This window comes from Streptomyces sp. NPDC008139 (assembly GCF_042957025.1).
GTDB lineage: Bacteria > Actinomycetota > Actinomycetes > Streptomycetales > Streptomycetaceae > Actinacidiphila.
This window is the reverse complement of record NZ_JBIBHM010000018.1, coordinates 130,409-147,899: the sequence shown is the minus strand read 5'-3', so window position 1 is coordinate 147,899 and position 17,491 is coordinate 130,409. Positions and strand designations below refer to the sequence as shown.

The window sequence follows — 17,491 nt, the reverse complement described above, 5'->3', positions numbered from 1 at the left end:
CGCGCCTCCCGAAATGCGGTGGCCCCGGGCCCCGGGGGGTCGGGAGGATGGGGCGATGACGAGCGACAGCGGGGCCGTGGGGGCACAGGGTGTCCGAGCCGAGTGGGGGGAGGTGCCCGCGGGGGTGCGGGCAGAGGCCGAGGCGCGCCTGGGGGCACGCATCGCGGCGGCGGAGACGCAGGCCGGCGGCTTCTCGCCGGGCGTGGCGGCCCGCCTGCGGCTGACGGACGGGACGAGGGCGTTCGTCAAGGCCGTGACCGCGGCGGCGAATCCGGAGAGCCCGGGAATCCACCGGGCGGAGGCCAAGGTGGCCGCCGCGCTTCCCCGCGAAGTCCCGGCCCCGCGCCTGCTGGCCTCCTTCGAGCGGGACGACTGGGTGGTCCTGCTCTTCGAGGACATCGAGGGCCGCACGCCCGCACAGCCGTGGGACGCGGCCGAGTTGGAGCGCGTCCTGACCGCGGTCGGCGACCTCGCGACGCTGCTCACACCGTCCCCCGTGGTGGTCCCGCTTGTGGCGGAGGCCAACGCGGAGAACTTCCACGGCTGGCGCGCCCTGGCCGCCGAGCACGCGGCGGGCGCCGACGACCTGACGGGCCTCGACCCCTGGGCCGTACGCCATCTGGTGGAACTGGCCGAGCTGGAGGCCGGATGGGCGGCGGCGGCGACCGGAAAGACCCTGGCCCACGCGGACCTGCGGGCCGACAATCTGCTGCTCACCGCGGACGGCCGCGTCATGGTCGTGGACTGGCCGTGGGCCTGCCTGGCGGCGCCCTGGTTCGACCTGCTGCTGATGCTGCCCAGCGTGGGGATGCAGGGCGGACCGCCTCCCGCCGAGATCTTCGACCGGCACCCGGTGGCCGCGGGCGCCGACCCGGACGGCGTCACGGCGGTGCTGGCCGCCTTCGCCGGATTCCTGCTCGGCCACGCGCGGCGGCCCGCGCCGCCCGGCCTGCCCACGCTGCGCCCCTTCCAGCACGCCCAGGGCGTCGTCGCGCTCGACTGGCTGCGGACCCGTACCGGCTGGTCCTGACGGCGGCGCGCTCTACCCTGGCCGTATGTCCCCTTTTGTGGTCGAGCGCCGCACCCCGCTGCCCGTCGCCGAGGCGTGGCGGCGGATGACCGACTGGGAACGGCACACCGCCACCGTGCCGTTGACCCGGATCAGCGTGCTGACGCCGCCGCCCGACGGGGTCGGCACGGCCTTCGTGGCGCGGACCGGGCTCGGCGGTGCCGGGTTCGACGACCCGATGCGGATCGTGCGCTGGGAGCCGCCGGTCGACGGCGGCCCCGGATTCTGCCGCCTGGAGAAGACCGGCCGGATCGTCACAGGCTGGGCGGAGATCGAGGTACGGCCGGACGACAGCGCTACGGGCGCGGGCGCGGATACCGGCTCGTGGGTGCGCTGGCGCGAGGAACTGCGGGTGTGGCGGCTGCCGGGAGCGTTCGACGCGGTCACGGCGCGTACCGGACGGCTCGTCTTCGGCCGGGCCGTGGACACGCTGCTGCGCGGGGAGTGAGGCGAAGACAGCCTCCGGGTACCGATGAGTTCCGCGCCGCGCACCGGTCTACCCCGGTGAAGCGCACGACCTTTCCGTGACACCGACCAGCGGAACGTAAGGCAGGCACCCATGTCCACGAAGATCTTCGTCAACCTCCCCGTGAAGGACCTCGACCGCTCCGTGGCCTTCTTCACCGCCGCCGGATTCACCTTCAACCCGCAGTTCACCGACGACAACGCGACCTGCATGGTGATCAGCGACGACATCTACGCGATGCTGCTGGTCGAGCCCTTCTTCCGGACCTTCACCGAGAAGGAGATCGCGGACACCGCCACCACGACCGAGGCCATCGTGGCGCTGGGCCTGGACAGCAAGGAGCAGGTCGACCGGATCGCGGAGGCGGCCGTGGCCGGAGGCGGCACGGCGGCCAAGCGCACCGAGCACGAGAGCCCGATGTACACCCGGAGCTTCTTCGACCTGGACGGCCACCACTGGGAGCTGTTCTGGCTGGACCCGGCCCTCGCCCAGGGCTGACCCGCCCCTGGCCCAGCGGCCTGGTCACCGTACGGGCGGCGGCCCGCTGCTCTCGCGGACGACCAGCTCGCCCGCGACCTCCACCCTGGTCGACGCGGGCTGCTCCCCGCCGAGGAGCTGGAGCACCATCCGGGCCGCGAGCGCGGCCATGTCGGCGAGCGGCGTGCGTACGGTGGTCAGCCGCGGGGTGACCCAGTCGGCGAAGGGCAGGTCGTCGAAGCCGACGACGCTCAGGTCGGCCGGGACGCGCAGCCCGAGCGCGGCGGCGGCGCGGTAGGTGCTCAGCGCCTGCTGGTCGTTGCCCGCGAAGACCGCGGTCGGCGGGTCGGGCAGCCCCAGCAGGTCCAGGGCGTGCCGGTGTGCGGGCTCGTGGGTGAAGTCGCCGTAGCGGACGAGCGCCGGGTCGAAGGGCAGCCCGGCCTCGTCGAGCGCCGAGCGGTAGCCGTCCACGCGGGCGCGTGAGGCCAGCCGCTCCGGCGGGCCGCTGATGACGGCGATCCTGCGGTGGCCGAGCCCGATGAGATGGCGGGTCGCGGCCAGGCCGCCCGGCCAGTTCGTGGCACCCACCCACGGCACTCCGGGCGCGGGCTCGTCGGCCGGGGCGATCAGCGCGAAGGGCAGGCCGAGCCTGCGCAACTCCTCGTGCTGGGCGGGCGTCAGCTCCGGCAGCACCAGGATCGCGCCGCGCGTGCGGCGGGTGGCGAGCGAGTCCAGCCACTGCCGGGTGAGCCGGCTGCGGCCGTGCGTCGCCGACACCACCATGCCCAGCCCCTCGGCGTGCAGCGCCTCCTCCGCGCCCCGGATCAGCTCGCCCGCCCACGGGCTGGCCAGTTCGTTGATCACGAAGTCGATCAGGCCGCCCGCCGCCAGCGCCGTCGCCGCGGGGCGGTGCCGCGCGAGATACCCGTGCTGCTCCAGCAGCCGCTGGACCTTGGCGCGGGTCCTGGACGCCACGTCCGAGCGGTCGTGCAGCACCTTGGAGACCGTGGAGACCGACACCCCCGCCTGCCGCGCGATCTCGGCGAGCGTCGTCGTACCCCCACCGCCCGCGCCGCTACCCGCGCCTGCGTCTGTGTCGCCGCCCGTGTCGCCGTCGGCTTCATGCCCCGGTTCCGCCGCCGCCATCCTCTGCTCTCCCGCGCTCGCGCCCCCGGCGGCCGTACCGCCGTGCCGGTCCGCCTTTTGCGAAAGCTATCGCGAATCACCGCGGTCGCGACCCTCGGGCCCGGCGGCGGTCGGCGGCCCTGGTCGCGGTCCTCGGGCCCGGCGGCGGTCGGCGGGTCCCGTCACCGCCTTGACCCTCACCGAAGGTGAGGGCCCACCGTGTGGGCAGGGCGTACCGGCGCGCCGCGGAACCGGATGAGAGGACCTTCCATGAAGACGACACGACCTTCCACGACAGAGCGCTGCGTCATCCTCGACATCGGCGGAGTCCTGGAGATCACACCGCCGACGGGCTGGATCGAGCGGTGGGACGAGCGTCTCGGCCTCCCGCCGGGCACCGTGGACCGCCGTCTCGACGACGTCTGGCGGGCCGGGGCCGTCGGCGCGATCACCGAGCCCGAGGTACGCGCCCAGGTCGGCGCCCGCTTCGGCCTCGACGCCCGCCGGGTCGAGTCCTTCATGTCCGACCTCTGGGCCGAATATCTCGGCGCCCCCAACACGGAACTCATCGACTACGTCCGCGGCCTGCGCTCCCGCTGCCGCCTCGGCATCCTCAGCAACAGCTTCGTCGGCGCCCGCGAACGGGAGACCGCCCGCTACCGCTTCGACTCACTGGTCGACGAGATCGTCTACTCCCACGAGACCGGCGTCTCCAAGCCCGACCCCCGCGCCTTCGCGCTCACCTGCGAACGCCTCGAAGTCCGCCCGTCGGACTGCCTGTTCATCGACGACCATGCCCCCAACACCGCCGCCGCCGAGACCGCGGGCATGCACGCCCACCTCTTCACCGGCACCCCGCAGGCCGTCGCCCGCGTCGAAGCCCACCTGCCGGCGCTATGAGGTGCGGGTGTTGGTGAGGTGCGGTCCGATGTGGCCGATGTAGAGCAGACCGGTGTTGGCGGTGTCGTCGAAGAAGTGCAGCCGCGGGGAGATGGTGCTGCCGCCGCCGATCCGTAGGTGGGCCTCCATGTAGACGGCGCCGGAGGGATCGACGGCGCGGGGCACGGGGAGGGTGCGCTCCTTGCGCCAGGAGAGATTGCGCCAGACGGTGTCGGACTCCTTCATCAGGACCTTGCCCGCGGGGAAGGGATGGCAGCCGGAGGGGAGATCCTGGCACCAGGAGCGGAAGTCGCCGCGGGCGCGGCCGGCCACGGAGGCGGCGGCGAAGTCCTCAAGCGCCTGGAGCGCTTCCCAGCAGACGTTGACCCAGTTGGGCTTGGAACGGTCGTCGAGACCGGTCATCACCTTGGCGTCCCCGGTGAAGAGGAGGGTGGGGAACTGGTGCAGCCGGGCGTGGAGTTCGGTGAAGCTGCCGGGCAGCGCCTCGCTCTCGTCCTCCTCGACGGGGGCGAAGGCGGCCTCGTAGGCGCCGACTTGCTGGAGACGTAACTGGAGCGCGCGGACCTGCTGTTGGGCGGCGCGGCGCTCGGCGTAGAACTCCTCGGCGAGCCAGTTGGCGTCGGCGAGGTCGTGCTGGAGCTCGCGGACCTGCTTGTAGCGGGCGGCCTCGGCCTCCGCCGCCTCGTCGAGCAGGGCGATCAGGCTCTCGTGGTCGGCGCGCAGGCGCGCGATCTCGTCGCCGTGCTCGGTGGACCGGGGCCGCGGGCGCTGGGCGTGCAGGCGGGCCAGCGGCTGGGGGAGCGGCATGCGGGCGGCCTGGTTGCGCGGCAGCGCGGTCAGCACGGTGGCGGCCCGTACCGGATCGGCCTCGACCGTGGCGCGGGACATCACCGGGTGCCGCTGCCCGTCGGCGGCCCACGCGGGGTCGACGCGCGGCATGTACGTACGGATGCCGCCGCCGAAGACCGGATGGTGTTCGAGCGCCTTGTTGAACGCGGCCTGCGCCTCGCGGGTCAGCACGTACAGCACGGCGCGGCCCACGAGTTGGGTGAAGGCGCGGTCCACGACCTTCTCCAGCCACTCGTCGGCGTCGGTCCCGTACGGCACGCTCGCCACGACGATGGGCAGCCGTCGCTCCCGGTCGGTCAGCTCCTCGACCACCTCCTTCACGTCACCGGCGTAGATGAAGCTGGCGCGGGCGCGGATCTCGGCGATGCCGCTGTGCGTGTCCAGGGCGTCGAGTATCGCGTCGGCCAGCCGCGGCTTGGACGCGCGGATCTGCGGTATCTCCGCCGAGTCCGGCCGGTGTTCGACATCGAGCTGCACCCAGGTGCGGCCCGGATCGGCCATGTCGGTACGGACGATGAGCGTGGACTGCCAGGTCGCCCGCGATGTCGGCGGGCTCTCCCGCAACCGCCAGCGGCTGTGCGCGCCCTGCTGCCCCGAATCGGTGTCGCGGTCGAGCGTCACATGCTCGGCTATCTCGTTGCGGCCGTCGTGCAGTGCCGTGACCGGATAACCCTTGGCGTCGGTGAGCCACTCCGCGACCAGCCGGTCGGCCGTCGCGGCGGCCGTGACGTAGTCCTGCTCGGTCCACACGACCATGCGGTACGCGGACGCGTCCACGCAAGTCCCCCCTCGGTGGGCTGATCGATCTTCAAGGGGAGGCTAGAAGAGCGCGGTGTCACGGTGATAGGGGGCACGCCGTCCGACCGGGCCGTACGGGCTGCCCGATCCGGGGCGAATCGGGTCCCCGGCCGTTGGGCGTCACACCTCCGATGCCCGGTGGCCTACGCGAGCGCCGCCCGCAACTCCCTTGTCGTGGGCGGGTTGGCGCCGGGCCGCGAGACGGTGAGCGCGGCGGCGGTGCCCGCGTGGCGCAGCACATGGGCGAGGGTCGCCTTGTCGAGGGCCCCGAGCGCGGGCCGGGCGGCGGCGCCGGTGAGGCCGAGGCCGGTGAGGGCGTCCAGCGTCGCGGACATGAAGGAGTCGCCCGCGCCCACGGTGTCGGCGACCTCGGTCCGCACCGGCGCGCCCGTCACCTCGACGTCACGGGTGAAGGCGGCGGCGCCCTCCCCGCCCATGGTCACGAAGACGACGGCGGGCCCGGCCGCCAGCCAGCGCGCGGCGACCGCCGCGACCGGCTCGCCCGGATACAGCCACTCCAGATCCTCGTCGCTCGCCTTGACGAGGTCGCTCAGCGCCACGCACCGCTCGACTCCGGCGACCCCTTGCTCGTGCGTGCCCATCAACTCCGGCCGGATGTTGGGGTCGTAGCTGACCGTGGCGTCCGCGCGCAGCCGCGCGGCGAGATCCACGGTGGTGGCCGCGCCCGGCTCCGCCACAGCGGCGATGGACCCGATGTGGACGTGCCGGAGCGCGGCGGGCGGTTCGACGGGCCCGAGCGTCCACGCGATGTCGAAGTCGTAGCGTGCCGCGCCCTGTTCGTCGAGCGTGACCACCGCCGTCGGCGTGCGGACGTCGTGCCGGCCGTCCGCGAGCAGGTGTACGCCCGCCGACCGCAGGTGGTCGGTGATGAGCTTGCCCGAGGGGTCGTCGCCGAGCTGCGTGAGGAGCGCGGTGGCGTGGTCGAGGCGGGCCAGCCCGTACGCCACGTTGGCGGCACTGCCGCCGGGATGCGGCACATCGGGCTGCCCGGGGGTCCGGACGATGTCCGCTACGCACTCACCGATCACCAGGAAGTCGCTCATGGGCCACATGCTGCCGTATCGCGGTCCCGCCCGGCGACCCCCCGTCCCCGTACGCGATCACGCGGGCGGTCCCCTGCCGGAGACCGTCTGCCGCGGCGGGCCCGCCCGCCCTACGCTGGTGGCGGCGGCCTCGCGGATGAGCGGGGCGGCGGATGAAGGGGGGCTCCGTGGACGCGGAGTTGGCGGCACTGGCCGCGTCGGGCGCGACGCAGGTGGTCACACTGATGGCGTCCGACGCCTGGACACAGGTACGGGACCGGCTGGCGCGGTTCTTCGCACGCGGCAGCGGCGGCAGCGCTGGTGCGGCGGCCGAGGACGGCACGGCGGCCGACGACGGTACGCCGGGGGCCGCCGTACGCGCCGGGGGCGAGACCGCCGCTCTCGATGAACTCCAACTCTCCCGCGCCGAGTTGACGGCCGCCAGGGACTCGGGGGACGCGGACGCCGCCGCCGACATCGAAGCGGGCTGGCGCACCCGGCTGCGCCGCGTCCTGCGGGACGACCCGGCCGCCGCCGCCGAACTGCGGCTGCTGCTTGAGGAGTTGGCCCCGGCGGCCGGCCGTGGCTCGGTCAGCGTCGTCAACAACACCGTCAACGACGGGGTGTTCCACGCCCCGGTCATCCAGGGCCGCGACATCGGGAGCACCACCGTCCACGGCGGCGGCCCGACGACTTCCTGACGGCGGGAGGGCCCGGCGGTCAGGACTCGGACCTGTCCAGCTCCTCGTCCAGCGCCGTCGCCGCCGTGATCAGCGACAGATGCGTGAACGCCTGCGGGAAGTTGCCCAGTTGCTCACCCGTCGGTCCGATCTCCTCGGCGAACAGGCCGACGTGATTGGCGTAGGTGAGCATCTTGTCGAAGGCGTAACGGGCCGGGCCCAGGCGCCCGGCGCGGGCGAGCGCGCCGACGTACAGGAAGCTGCACAGCGAGAAGGTGCCCTCGCCGCCGCGCAGCCCGTCGGGGGACGCGCCCGGGTCGTAGCGGTAGACGAGGCTGTCGGAGACCAGCTCCTCGTCCATCGCGTCCAGCGTCGACAGCCAGCGCGGCTCCTTCGGCGCGACGAAGCCGACCTCCGGCATCAGCAGCAGCGACGCGTCCAGCACCTCGCTGCCGTAGTGCTGCACGAAGGCGTGCCGCTTCTCGCTCCAGCCGCGGTCCATGACCTGTTCCATGATCGTGTCGCGCGCCGTCGTCCAGGTCGCCAGGTCGGCGGGCCTGGCGAGCTCCGCGGCCAGCCGGATGCCGCGGTCGAAGGCCGACCAGCACATCAGACGGCTGTACGTGAAGTCCTGCCGCCCGCCGCGGGTCTCCCAGATGCCCTCGTCCGCGCGGTCCCAGTGCGCGGCCAGCCAGTCCAGCAGCCCGGAGAAGGCGCGCCAGCCCTCCCACCCGGCGAGCTGGGCGATGTCCTGCGACCGGGCCAGGGCGTGCACCGCCTCGCCGTAGATGTCGAGCTGGAGCTGGTCGGCGGCCCCGTTGCCGAGCCGGACCGGTGCGGAGCCGCAGTAGCCCTCGAAGTGGTCCAGCGTCTCCTCGGCCAGGTGCGGGTCGCCGTCCACCCGGTACATGATCTGCAACGGCTCACCGGTGACCGTGCCGCCCGCGCGCAGCCGCCCGCCGAGCCAGCGGCGGAAGGCGTCCGCCTCCGCGGTGAAACCGAGGTCGACCAGCGCGTTCACCGACAGCGACGCGTCCCTGACCCACGTATAGCGGTAGTCCCAGTTGCGCTCGCCGCCGACCTGCTCCGGCAGGCCCATCGTGGCGGCGGCGACCGGAGCGCCGGTCGGCGCGTACGTGAGCAGCTTCAAGGTGATCGCCGAGCGGTTCACCGCCTGCTGCCAGCGGCCCCGGTAGCGGCACTGCCGGATCCAGCCGTGCCAGAACTCCCGCACCCCGTCGAATTCCGCCCGCAGGCCGTCCACCGTCACCGGCTCGGGCGGCTCGCCGTGCGCCGCGCACACCGTCAGCACCGCGGCGGCCATCTCGCCCTGCTCCAGCGTGACCGTGGCCCGTACGTCCTCCTCGTCGCGTTCGAGGTCCACCGGGCCGACCGGCTGGAGGTACGCCCACGCCTCGGGCGCGCCGAATCTGGCCGTGCCGTCGTCGCTCATGTGCAGTCGGTGGTCGCAGCGGCCGTAGTCGAAGCGCGGCCTGCACTCCAGGGCGAAGCGGACCGTGCCGCGCACCACCCGCATGACGCGCAGCAGCCGGTGCCGGTCGGTCACGGTCTCCGGCCGGTCCACCGGCATGAAGTCGATGACCTCGCCGACGCCGTCGGGGGTCATGAAGCGGGTGACGAGCACCGCGGTGTCCGGCAGGTAGAGCTGCCTGACCCTCGCCTCCGGGCTCGCGGCCGCGATCGAGAAGTAGCCGCCGCGGTCGTGGTCGAGGAGCGAGGCGAAGACGCTCGGCGAGTCGAAGCGCGGCGCGCAGAACCAGTCGACGACGCCCCGCGACGACACCAGCGCGCTGGTCTGGAGGTCTCCGATGAGGCCGTGGTCCGCGATCGGCGGGTAGCGACGCATGAGGGCACCTTTCGCCGTTCCCCCGCCGCGGTGCGCCCGCCGCGAGGCGTCCCCCCGCCCTGACCACGCTAGATGACGCGGTCCGCACCGGCATTCCGGCGCGATTCCGGGTCCGTGCCGCCGGCGGGTCCGAGCAGGGAGGCCAGCGGCGGCTCGGAGGCCAGCACGGCGCCCGCGGTGATGGTGAAGGTCAGCACCGCGCAGATCGCGATCAGCCAGGACAGCATCGTGAAGACCGACCCCAGGGAGCCGTAATTGGCCAGGCTGCGGTTGAGGGCGGTCGGCATGTAGAGGCGGGCGGTCACGGACAGGGCCGTCATCGCCAGCGCGGTGAGGATCGCGCCGGGCAGCAGCGGCAGCCACGCGACGCGCTTGCTCAGCAGCAGCCGCTGGGTCCACCACCACACCAGCACGTCCGCGAGGAAGGTCAGCGGCAGGCCGAGCCACAGCCCGACGCCGAAGCCGTCGCGCAGCGGCCCCTGGAGGACCAGCGCCACCATCCACGCGGCGATCCACACCACCCAGCGCCACACCGCCACCCGCACCGAGGCGCGCGGCAACCCCCACGCCCGCTCGCACACCCGCGCCATCGCCCGGCTGCACGCGGTGGCGGACAGCAGCGCCATCAGGACGCCGATCACCCCGATGGTCTGCCGCAGATCCCCGCCGTTCGCGCTGTAGACCTGCCTGAGCTGCTCGTCCGATGCCCCGGTGAGGCCGAAGACGTTATGCGCGGTGCTCACGAGCTGGTCGCGTACGGTCTTCGGCGCGAAGGCCGCGACGACGAACAGCAGCGGGACGGCGGTCAGGAAGAGCTGGGCGGCCAGCCGGGTGCCCGCGTCCAGCAGATTCACCGACAGCAGGCGGGCGGTCAGCTCGGTGATGACGGGGAAGCGGCGTTCCGCCGCGTGGCGCAGCCGCAGCCCGCGCGTCTTCCACCGCGCCGCGCGCCCGGCCGCCCCCGCGACCGTACGGCCGACCAGGCCCTTCTCGCGGTCGGCCAGGCCCTTCTCATGGCCCGGGGGCCCGGAGGGTGCGGCGGCCATACGCGACCTCCACGGCGGACACGGCGGACACGGCTGTGACGGGCGGACAGGGCGAGCACCGCGAGCACCGCGAACACGGCGGCGACGAACGCCACGAACGCCACCAGTCAAGGCGGTGTACGAGGAACGCGCGACTTGTGACGCCGGCGGACGGCCTCCGCGCCGGGCTCAGTGGGCCCGCGGCGCGGGAAGGACCGCCTCCAGATACACCCGGCCGCCGATCTCGACGGTGCCGTCAGGGCCGGGCGCGGTGAGGATCTGCGAGCCCCGGCCCTGCGTGATGTGCAGTGCGCGGCCGAGCTGCCGGGTGAGCAGCAGCGCGGCGGCGCCCGTCGCCTCGTCCTCGTCGATGCCGTCGCCGCGGCCGGGAAAGGCGCGCGCCCTGATCCGGCCGGCGGCCTCGTCCTGCCACGCCCAGGCGTACACCCACTCGCCCGGCTCCGGCACGTCCAGGGCGTCGACCTCGGCGGGCAGCGCGTACTCGCGCAGGGTGCGCGGCGGCGCCCACTCCGCCCGGACGGTGATCCAGGTGAACTCCCCGTCGTCGCGCGTGAAGACCTCCCCGACCTCGGGTTCGAGCACCTCCACGTCGAGCAGCCAGGCGACCCCGACCAACGGGTGCCCGGCGAAGGGCAGTCGCAGCCCCGGCGTGTAGATGTCGACCGCGCCGCGCTCCGGGTCGTCCACGAACACCGTTTCGCTGAAGCCGAGTTCACCGGCCAGGGCCTGTCGTGCGGCGCGGTCCGGGTAGCGCGAGCCGTCGCGGACCACGCCGAGCGCGTTGCCGTACCGCCGGTCGGGGCCGCAGAAGACCCGCAGCACATCGATGCCGCCCGATGTCGTATTCACTCCGGCATTCAAGCATTCGGGGCGCGGGAACGGACCCGCTCGCACCGGCCGGTTCCGGCCGTCCCGCCGCCGGGACCCGTGGAACTGGTCAGACCACCTGGCGGAAAGCTATCCTGAGCGTCGCTGTTCAACAGTTGCGGCGTCGGCGGCCGGAGGTCGCGAGCGCGTCATTATGGGGGCCTCACGTATGAACGACTCTCGCGAGGTCGCGGGCGTTATCCTGCCGGGCTATCCAGAACCCCTGTGGATCCAGGCAGTGAATTTGATCCGCAGCGAAATCGACCGGGGCGAGCTGAGGCCGGGAATGCGGCTGGCGCCCGAGCGGGAGCTCTGCCGTCAACTGGGCATCAGCCGGGTCACGCTGAGGAAAGCCCTGGGGCACCTGGTGGAGGAGGGCGTGCTCAGCGCGTCCCACGGCCGTGGCTGGTACGTGACGCAGTCGGCGCCGAAGAAGGAATGGCCGAACAGCCTGGAATCCTTCAGCGAGACCGCGGCACGAATGGGGTTGAAGCCGCACTCCAAGGTATTAATGGCACAGGCGAGCCCGGCCAGCATCGACGAGGCGGAGCGGCTCGGTATCGCGCCCGGCACTCCGCTGTTCCGGCTGGAGCGGGTACGGCTGCTCGACGGTGTTCCGATAGCGCTGGACCTGACGCGAATTCCGCTCGCTCTGGTGCCCGGCATCGAGGACGTCGATTTCGCGGACCGTTCGCTGTACGCGACGCTTTCCGCCGCCGGGGTCGAGCCGGTCCGCGCGGACAGCACGATCGAGGCGACCAAGGCCGAGGACCGCGCCGCGGGACAGCTCGACATGGCCTCGGGCGATCCGCTTCTGGTCATGCACCAGATCGCGGTCGGCTCCGAGGAGGAGCCGCTGTTCGAGTCCACGATCCAGTACGCGGGCGACCGGTACCGGCTGCGTACGTCCTTCGCGCGCGCGCACGGCTGAGCCGCGCGCAAAGGGCGGCACGCAACTGCGCCACGAACTGGTCGGCAGCGCGGGCCGGTTGGTCACCGACACCTCGGCGACCCCGGTGTGGGGCTTCATCGAGAACCCCGCGGGCTACCTGGTGGAGAAGGCCGACGCCGACACCGGCTGGGTCTACCCGGTGCCCGAGGAGGCCCGCGCCTACGGCTTCAGCCAGGAGATGCGGCACTTCGTGGACCGCTTCGCCCGCGGCGAGACCCCGCTGGAGACATCACCCCCGAGGCGCCGTGGCGGGCCGTCCCCGCGACCGGCGCCCCGGCCGGGCGGGGCGTGGGCGTCCTGGAGATGGCCCGCGCGATCCGGGCGGGCCAACCGCCGCGCGCCGGCTGCTGGAACGGTTGACGGGCGCGGTGCCCGAGGGCGACGAGATCGCCGCCGTCGGGATCGGCGCGCAGGGCTGCGACACCCAGCGGCACTGCGCGCACCTGGCGGCGGCCGTCGAAGCCCTCGGCGTACCCGCCGTCGTGGTCAACGACGCGGCGCTGCTGGTGCCCGCGGCCGGTCTCGACACCGGCATCGGCGTCATCGCGGGCACCGGCTCGATCGGCGTGGGCGCCGACGCCGCGGGCGAGGCGCTCTTCGCGGGCGGCTGGGGCTGGGTGCTGGGCGACGAGGGCGGCGCGCCCGCGATCGTCAGGGACGCCGTCAGATCGGCGCTGGCGGCGTACGACGCAGGGCGGGCCGACGACGGACTGCTCACGGCGCTGCTGGACCACTTCGGCGACCCGGACCCGCAGACGCTGGCCCGTACCGTCAACGACGAACCCACGCCCGGCAATTGGGGCCCGGCCGCGCCCGCCGTCTTCCGTGCCGCGGACGTGGGCTCCGCGCTCGCCGCCTCGGTGGTCGAGGAGGCGAGCCGGCAGTTGGCGCTGCTGGTCACCCGGCTCGTCGGCCGGGGCGCCGTCGGGGACACGGTGGTGGCCGCGGGCAGCGTCGTCGTGCGCCAGCCGCGGCTCGCCGACGCCCTCCGCGCCCGGCTCGCCGCCGCGCACCCCTCGCTGACCCTGCGCCTGCTGGACGTTCCCCCGGTGGCGGGCGCGGTGGCGCTGGCCACGGCCCGGCACCGCACGGGCTGACATGGGCCGGGGCGGCGGCGCGTGGGAGGGATACGCGCCGCCGCCCCGGGCCGTGGGCGGTCAGGAGCAGATGAGCTTCGCGTCCGCCCAGTCGGCGTGGTCGCTGTCGTTGCCGTCGCCGCCGTCGTCCACGACGAGCCGCACATTCTGCGCGCCGGTCACGTCGGCCGTGAGCGCCTTGCCGCCCATGGCGTTGGTGACCACGCCGCTGTCGGCGACCGTCGTGCCGTCCGCGACGACCGTGAAGCGGACGGTGCCCTTGCCGTTCTTCTCGTCGTCCACGCCGACCGTCGCCGTCACCGTGGAGCAGATGCCGCCGAGGTAGTAGGCGATGTCGCTCGGCGCGTGCACCCCGAGGCCCTTGGCGTAGACGGTGCCCCCGAGCGTGATCGGACTGCCGTCGTCCGCGCCGGTCTCACCGTTGCTCCGGTCGCGTTCGACCGGCCCCCACCCGTTGCTCGACGTCGTCCAGGGCAGGTCGCTGAGGTAGCTGGTCCCCGCGGGCGGCGGCACCTTGACGGCGACGCTGCCGACCAACGGCACCGTGACGGTACGGCCGTTGACCAGATCGCGGTAGCTGACCGTGCCGGTGACCGGATACGCGCCCGGTCGCGCGTCGGCGGGCACGGTGACCGTCCACGGTGTGGTGAGGGTCCTGCCGCCGGGCAGCAGCAGGCTGCCGGTGGCGCCGGTCGCGCGGACCGTCCAGCCGTCGGGGCCGGTCAGCCGTACCTTCACCGTCGCGGCGGGCAGCGAGCCCAGGTCGGTGGCGTACGTGGACACGGTCGCGCTGTGGCCCGGCTCGATGTGGTCGGGTCCGGTGACCCCGGTGTCGAACAGCGGCGGCGCGAGGACCGCGCGGGGATCGGTGCCGACTCGCAGCAGGACGGTGCCGTGCGCGGGCACGGTCGCGGACAGGCCGCCCGCGCTCTGGTAGTCGGTGTGCGACCACAGGTCGCGCACCGAGTAGTTGCCGCGCTTGGGCAGTCCCGCGGCCTGCGCGGTGGTGGAGATCCGCTGTGCCTGGTCGCCCGAGTTGAACAGGGCGACCGCCCGCTCGCCGTCGGCCAGCTTCTTGCTGAGCACGTACCGGCCGCCGTCGGAGGAGACCACGGTGGCCTGGCTGCCGAGCGGGTCCTGGTCGAGGGCGATGACGTCCTTGTTGCCGAGGATCGACAGGGTCTGCGGGGTCGCCTTGCGCAGGTCGGTGCCGATCAGCAGCGGCGAGTTCATCATCGACCAGAGCGAGAAGTGCGTGCGGTACTCGGTGTCGGTCATGCCGCCGTTGCCGACCTCCAGCATGTCGGGGTCGTTCCAGCGGCCGGGGCCCGCGTACGGCGCCAGCGGCATGTTGTCCTTGGCGATGGACAGCATGCTCGTCCAGTTGTCGCTGATGTCGCCCGTGGTGCGCCACGAGTTGCCGACGTCACCGGCCCACTCCCACGGGTTCTGCACGCCCCACTCGCACAGCGAGTACACGATCGGGCGGCCGGTGGCGGCCAGCGCGTCGCGCATCGCGGTGTACCGCCTGACGTAGTCCTCGCGGGTGCCGTCGCTGTTGTTGTTGCAGTTGTCGTACTTGAGGTAGTCCACACCCCAGTCCGCGAAGGTCCGCGCGTCCGTCGTCTCGTGGCCGAGGCTGCCCGGGTACCCGGCGCAGGTGGCCGTGCCCGCGTCCTCGTAGATGCCGAGCTTGAGCCCCTTGCTGTGCACGTAGTCGGCGGTGCCCTTGATGCCGTCGGGGAACTTCACCGGGTCGGGGACCAGGCGGCCGTCGGCATCGCGGGTGTGCGTCATCCAGCAGTCGTCGATGTTGACGTAGGTGTATCCGGCGCTCTTCAGGCCGGAGCTGACCAGGTAGTCGGCGGTCTGCTCGATCAGGGCCTGGCTGACGTCGCAGCCGAAGGCGTTCCAGTCGTTGAAGCCCATCGGGGGCGTACGGGCGAGGCCGTTGTCGAGTGCGGCGGCGGGGGTGGCGGTGACCACCGCACCGGCCGTGACGGCCGCGCCCGCGAGGGCGCCGCCCCACAGGGTGCAGGCGGTGGCGCAGGCGAGCAGCCTGCGGACGAGTCGTGGCATGGAGAATCCTCTGCTCGCGGGGTGGGCGAGGCGGACCGGAGGTCCGCGGATGCGCGCCGTGGGACTGATCGTGTGCGGATCGCTGGCATTTCGACGCTTTGACTCAACGGAACTGAACAGAGTCGAGCAAATTTCTTCGCGGCGACACGTTAGGAGCCGTGCGGGTCCATGACAAGACTTCGGTCAGATTCATCAGAAGTGTCGACACTCAACGGTGCGGGGGCGAGGATCGCCGGCCCATGGACAGGGCTTATCCCCACTGCTTCAATCGAGCCCCATGGTCGAGTGTCGACACTTCATGGGAAGGCGGTGTTCGCTCACCTCGACGAGGAGGGACCCGGACATCCGCGGGCGCAGCGGCACCGGCGACGTACAACTCGCGGATTACTCTTGCGGCTTCTTCGACCTTCATCGCGTCGCAACACACATGAGAAAACGGGAGGCGAGTGGCGTGAGGTCCCTCGACGACGTCAATGACCTGCGGACCTGGCTCGAACTGGCGGGGGAACTCGGTGAGGTCCGCACCATCTCCGGCGCGCACTGGGACAAGGAGATCGGCGCCGCGTCCGAGGTCAACTACAAACGCCCCTCGCCGCCCGCCCTGCTCTTCGACGACATCGAGGGCTACCGGCCCGGCCAGCGGGTGCTCACCGCCAGCATGGCCAACGCCCGCAGGCTCGGCATGACCCTGCGGCTCGGCACCGACCTGGACGACCGCGGACTGGTCGAGGCGCTGCGCACCCGCCCCAACCAGTGGGTGGAGAACGCCGGGAAGTACCCCGTCGAGGCCGTCGACCGGGGCCCCGTCACCGAGAACGTGATCACCTCGGCCGACGCCGATCTGCTCGCCTTCCCCGTGCCGAAGTGGCACGAGAACGACGGCGGCCGGTACATCGGCACCGGCTGCGCCGTCTTCACCACCGACCCGGCCACCGGCGTCCTCAACGCGGGCGCGTACCGCATGCAGGTGCAGAACGGAGGGCGGGCGGCGAGCATCAACATGGAGGCGGGCAAGCACGGCGCCGCGCACGTCCGCGAGTGGTTCGCCCGTGAGGGCCGGGCGCCGGTCACCGCCTCGCTCGGCCACGACCCGCTGCTGCTGGTCGTCGCGGGCACCGAGGTGCCCACAGGACTGTCGGAACTGGAGTACGCCGGGGCCGTGTTGGGCCGCCCCGTCGAGGTGATCCGCGGCGAGGTCACCGGGCTGCCGATCCCCGCGACCGCCGAAATAGCCGTCGAGGGCTGGCTGTATCCCGAACGTCGGGAGCAGGAAGGGCCGTTCGGCGAGTGGACCGGTTACTACAGCGGCGGCACCGAGGCCGTGCTGACCATGGACGTCGAGCGGATCTACCACCGCCACGACCCGATCCTGCTCGGCGCCCCTCCCGGCAAGCCGCCGCACGACTACTCGTACATGCGCAGCGTGATGAAGTCCGCGATGATCCAGGACGCGCTGGTGCGGTCAGGACTGCCCGGCGTCGAGGGCGTCTGGGCCCACGAGGTCGGCGGCGGACGGCAGTTGCTCGCCGTGTCGATCCACCAGAACTACGCGGGTCACGCCCGGCAGGCGGGCTACCTCACCTCGCAGCTCCCGCAGGCCGCGTACATGAACAAATTCGTGGTCGTCGTGGACGCCGACGTCGACCCGCGCAGCCTCAACGACGTGATGTGGGCGGTCTGCACCCGCACCGACCCCGCCGACGACATCGAGACGATGCGGCAGACGTGGGGGAGCAGGGTTGACCCGCTGCGCGCACCCGGCCTGCCGCCGTTCAACACCCGCGCCGTGATCGACGCCTGCCGCCCCTGGACCCGGCTCCAGGACTTCCCGCGGGTCGCGGAGGCCAGCAGGGAACTGGTCGACCACGTGGTACGCCGCTGGCCGGACATCCTGGGAGGTGCCAGGTGACAGCCCGGCCGTCGCTCACCGCCGGTACCGGCGCCGTGCTCCCCGCCTGCGCCCGACACCCGTCGGTGAGCGACGGCGCCCGGCGGCGGGAGCCGCCGCGGATCATCAAGCGCGGCACGGCCGTCGCCGACATCGCCGACGAGATCGCGCTGGCTGTCGCCGCCCCGAAGCGGTCGCCCTCCACCGGGCCCGCACCGCGGCGGACGCCTCCGGCGGGGCCGCGCGGTCCATGAGCGCCCACGAGGGGGAGGCCCGCTGATGTCGACC

Annotated in this window: 16 protein-coding genes; 9 read left to right on the top strand and 7 right to left on the bottom strand. The window is 73.0% G+C overall.

Annotated features, from left to right (window positions below; translation table 11 throughout):
• Positions 1-55: 55 nt before the first annotated feature.
• The 3 genes from ACFZBB_RS31390 (at position 56) to ACFZBB_RS31380 (ending at position 2,033) form a co-directional block, all read left to right on the top strand.
• Complete coding sequence (locus ACFZBB_RS31390; protein ID WP_391129542.1) at positions 56-1,030, top strand: phosphotransferase; 975 nt, start codon at positions 56-58, stop codon at positions 1,028-1,030.
• 25 nt (positions 1,031-1,055) lie between these two features.
• Positions 1,056-1,517 (top strand): SRPBCC family protein, encoded by a 462-nt coding sequence (locus ACFZBB_RS31385; protein WP_391129539.1) that lies wholly within the window; start codon positions 1,056-1,058, stop codon positions 1,515-1,517.
• A 111-nt stretch (positions 1,518-1,628) separates the two neighbouring features.
• Complete coding sequence (locus ACFZBB_RS31380) at positions 1,629-2,033, top strand: VOC family protein (RefSeq protein ID WP_391048396.1); 405 nt, start codon at positions 1,629-1,631, stop codon at positions 2,031-2,033.
• A 24-nt stretch (positions 2,034-2,057) separates the two neighbouring features.
• Here ACFZBB_RS31380 and ACFZBB_RS31375 read toward each other — a convergent pair whose 3' ends face one another.
• Complete coding sequence (locus ACFZBB_RS31375; protein ID WP_391129536.1) at positions 2,058-3,158, bottom strand: substrate-binding domain-containing protein; 1,101 nt, start codon at positions 3,156-3,158, stop codon at positions 2,058-2,060.
• Between the two features lie 249 nt (positions 3,159-3,407).
• Here ACFZBB_RS31375 and ACFZBB_RS31370 point away from each other — a divergent pair, with 249 nt between their 5' ends.
• On the top strand, positions 3,408-4,037 hold the full coding sequence (locus tag ACFZBB_RS31370) for an HAD-IA family hydrolase (protein ID WP_391129533.1): 630 nt from the start codon (positions 3,408-3,410) through the stop codon (positions 4,035-4,037).
• Here ACFZBB_RS31370 and ACFZBB_RS31365 read toward each other — a convergent pair.
• Both ACFZBB_RS31365 and ACFZBB_RS31360 read right to left on the bottom strand, forming a co-directional pair.
• Positions 4,032-5,663, bottom strand: coding sequence for a hypothetical protein (locus ACFZBB_RS31365; protein WP_391129530.1), 1,632 nt, complete (start codon positions 5,661-5,663; stop codon positions 4,032-4,034). The two genes, ACFZBB_RS31370 and ACFZBB_RS31365, sit on opposite strands and share 6 nt — an antisense overlap.
• A gap of 164 nt (positions 5,664-5,827) precedes the next feature.
• Positions 5,828-6,748, bottom strand: coding sequence for a PfkB family carbohydrate kinase (locus ACFZBB_RS31360; protein WP_391129527.1), 921 nt, complete (start codon positions 6,746-6,748; stop codon positions 5,828-5,830).
• A 167-nt stretch (positions 6,749-6,915) separates the two neighbouring features.
• On the opposite strand from ACFZBB_RS31360, the gene ACFZBB_RS31355 reads away from it, so the two are divergent.
• A complete protein-coding gene (locus ACFZBB_RS31355; RefSeq protein ID WP_391129524.1) occupies positions 6,916-7,428 on the top strand; it encodes a hypothetical protein in 513 nt (170 codons plus the stop codon).
• A gap of 19 nt (positions 7,429-7,447) precedes the next feature.
• On the opposite strand, the gene ACFZBB_RS31350 is transcribed toward ACFZBB_RS31355, so the two are convergent.
• From ACFZBB_RS31350 to ACFZBB_RS31340, 3 genes are all read right to left on the bottom strand, one after another.
• Positions 7,448-9,274, bottom strand: a complete 1,827-nt coding sequence (locus tag ACFZBB_RS31350; protein WP_391129521.1) for a glycoside hydrolase family 15 protein — start codon at positions 9,272-9,274, stop codon at positions 7,448-7,450.
• 68 nt (positions 9,275-9,342) lie between these two features.
• A complete protein-coding gene (locus ACFZBB_RS31345; protein ID WP_391129518.1) occupies positions 9,343-10,320 on the bottom strand; it encodes a YhjD/YihY/BrkB family envelope integrity protein in 978 nt (325 codons plus the stop codon).
• Between the two features lie 168 nt (positions 10,321-10,488).
• Complete coding sequence (locus ACFZBB_RS31340; protein WP_391129515.1) at positions 10,489-11,169, bottom strand: PhzF family phenazine biosynthesis protein; 681 nt, start codon at positions 11,167-11,169, stop codon at positions 10,489-10,491.
• Between the two features lie 187 nt (positions 11,170-11,356).
• Between ACFZBB_RS31340 and ACFZBB_RS31335 the strand changes: the two genes are divergently transcribed.
• Both ACFZBB_RS31335 and ACFZBB_RS31330 read left to right on the top strand, forming a co-directional pair.
• Complete coding sequence (locus tag ACFZBB_RS31335; protein ID WP_391129512.1) at positions 11,357-12,118, top strand: UTRA domain-containing protein; 762 nt, start codon at positions 11,357-11,359, stop codon at positions 12,116-12,118.
• 377 nt (positions 12,119-12,495) lie between these two features.
• Positions 12,496-13,236: a BadF/BadG/BcrA/BcrD ATPase family protein gene (locus tag ACFZBB_RS31330; RefSeq protein WP_391129509.1), complete on the top strand. Its 741-nt coding sequence runs from the start codon at positions 12,496-12,498 to the stop codon at positions 13,234-13,236.
• A 60-nt stretch (positions 13,237-13,296) separates the two neighbouring features.
• On the opposite strand, the gene ACFZBB_RS31325 is transcribed toward ACFZBB_RS31330, so the two are convergent.
• Positions 13,297-15,315 (bottom strand): NPCBM/NEW2 domain-containing protein, encoded by a 2,019-nt coding sequence (locus ACFZBB_RS31325; protein ID WP_391129506.1) that lies wholly within the window; start codon positions 15,313-15,315, stop codon positions 13,297-13,299.
• Between the two features lie 451 nt (positions 15,316-15,766).
• Between ACFZBB_RS31325 and ACFZBB_RS31320 the strand changes: the two genes are divergently transcribed.
• Positions 15,767-17,224, top strand: a complete 1,458-nt coding sequence (locus tag ACFZBB_RS31320) for a UbiD family decarboxylase (protein ID WP_391129503.1) — start codon at positions 15,767-15,769, stop codon at positions 17,222-17,224.
• Positions 17,221-17,457, top strand: coding sequence for a hypothetical protein (locus tag ACFZBB_RS31315; RefSeq protein WP_391129500.1), 237 nt, complete (start codon positions 17,221-17,223; stop codon positions 17,455-17,457). The genes ACFZBB_RS31320 and ACFZBB_RS31315 overlap by 4 nt, the downstream gene beginning before the upstream one ends.
• Positions 17,458-17,491 lie beyond the last annotated feature (34 nt).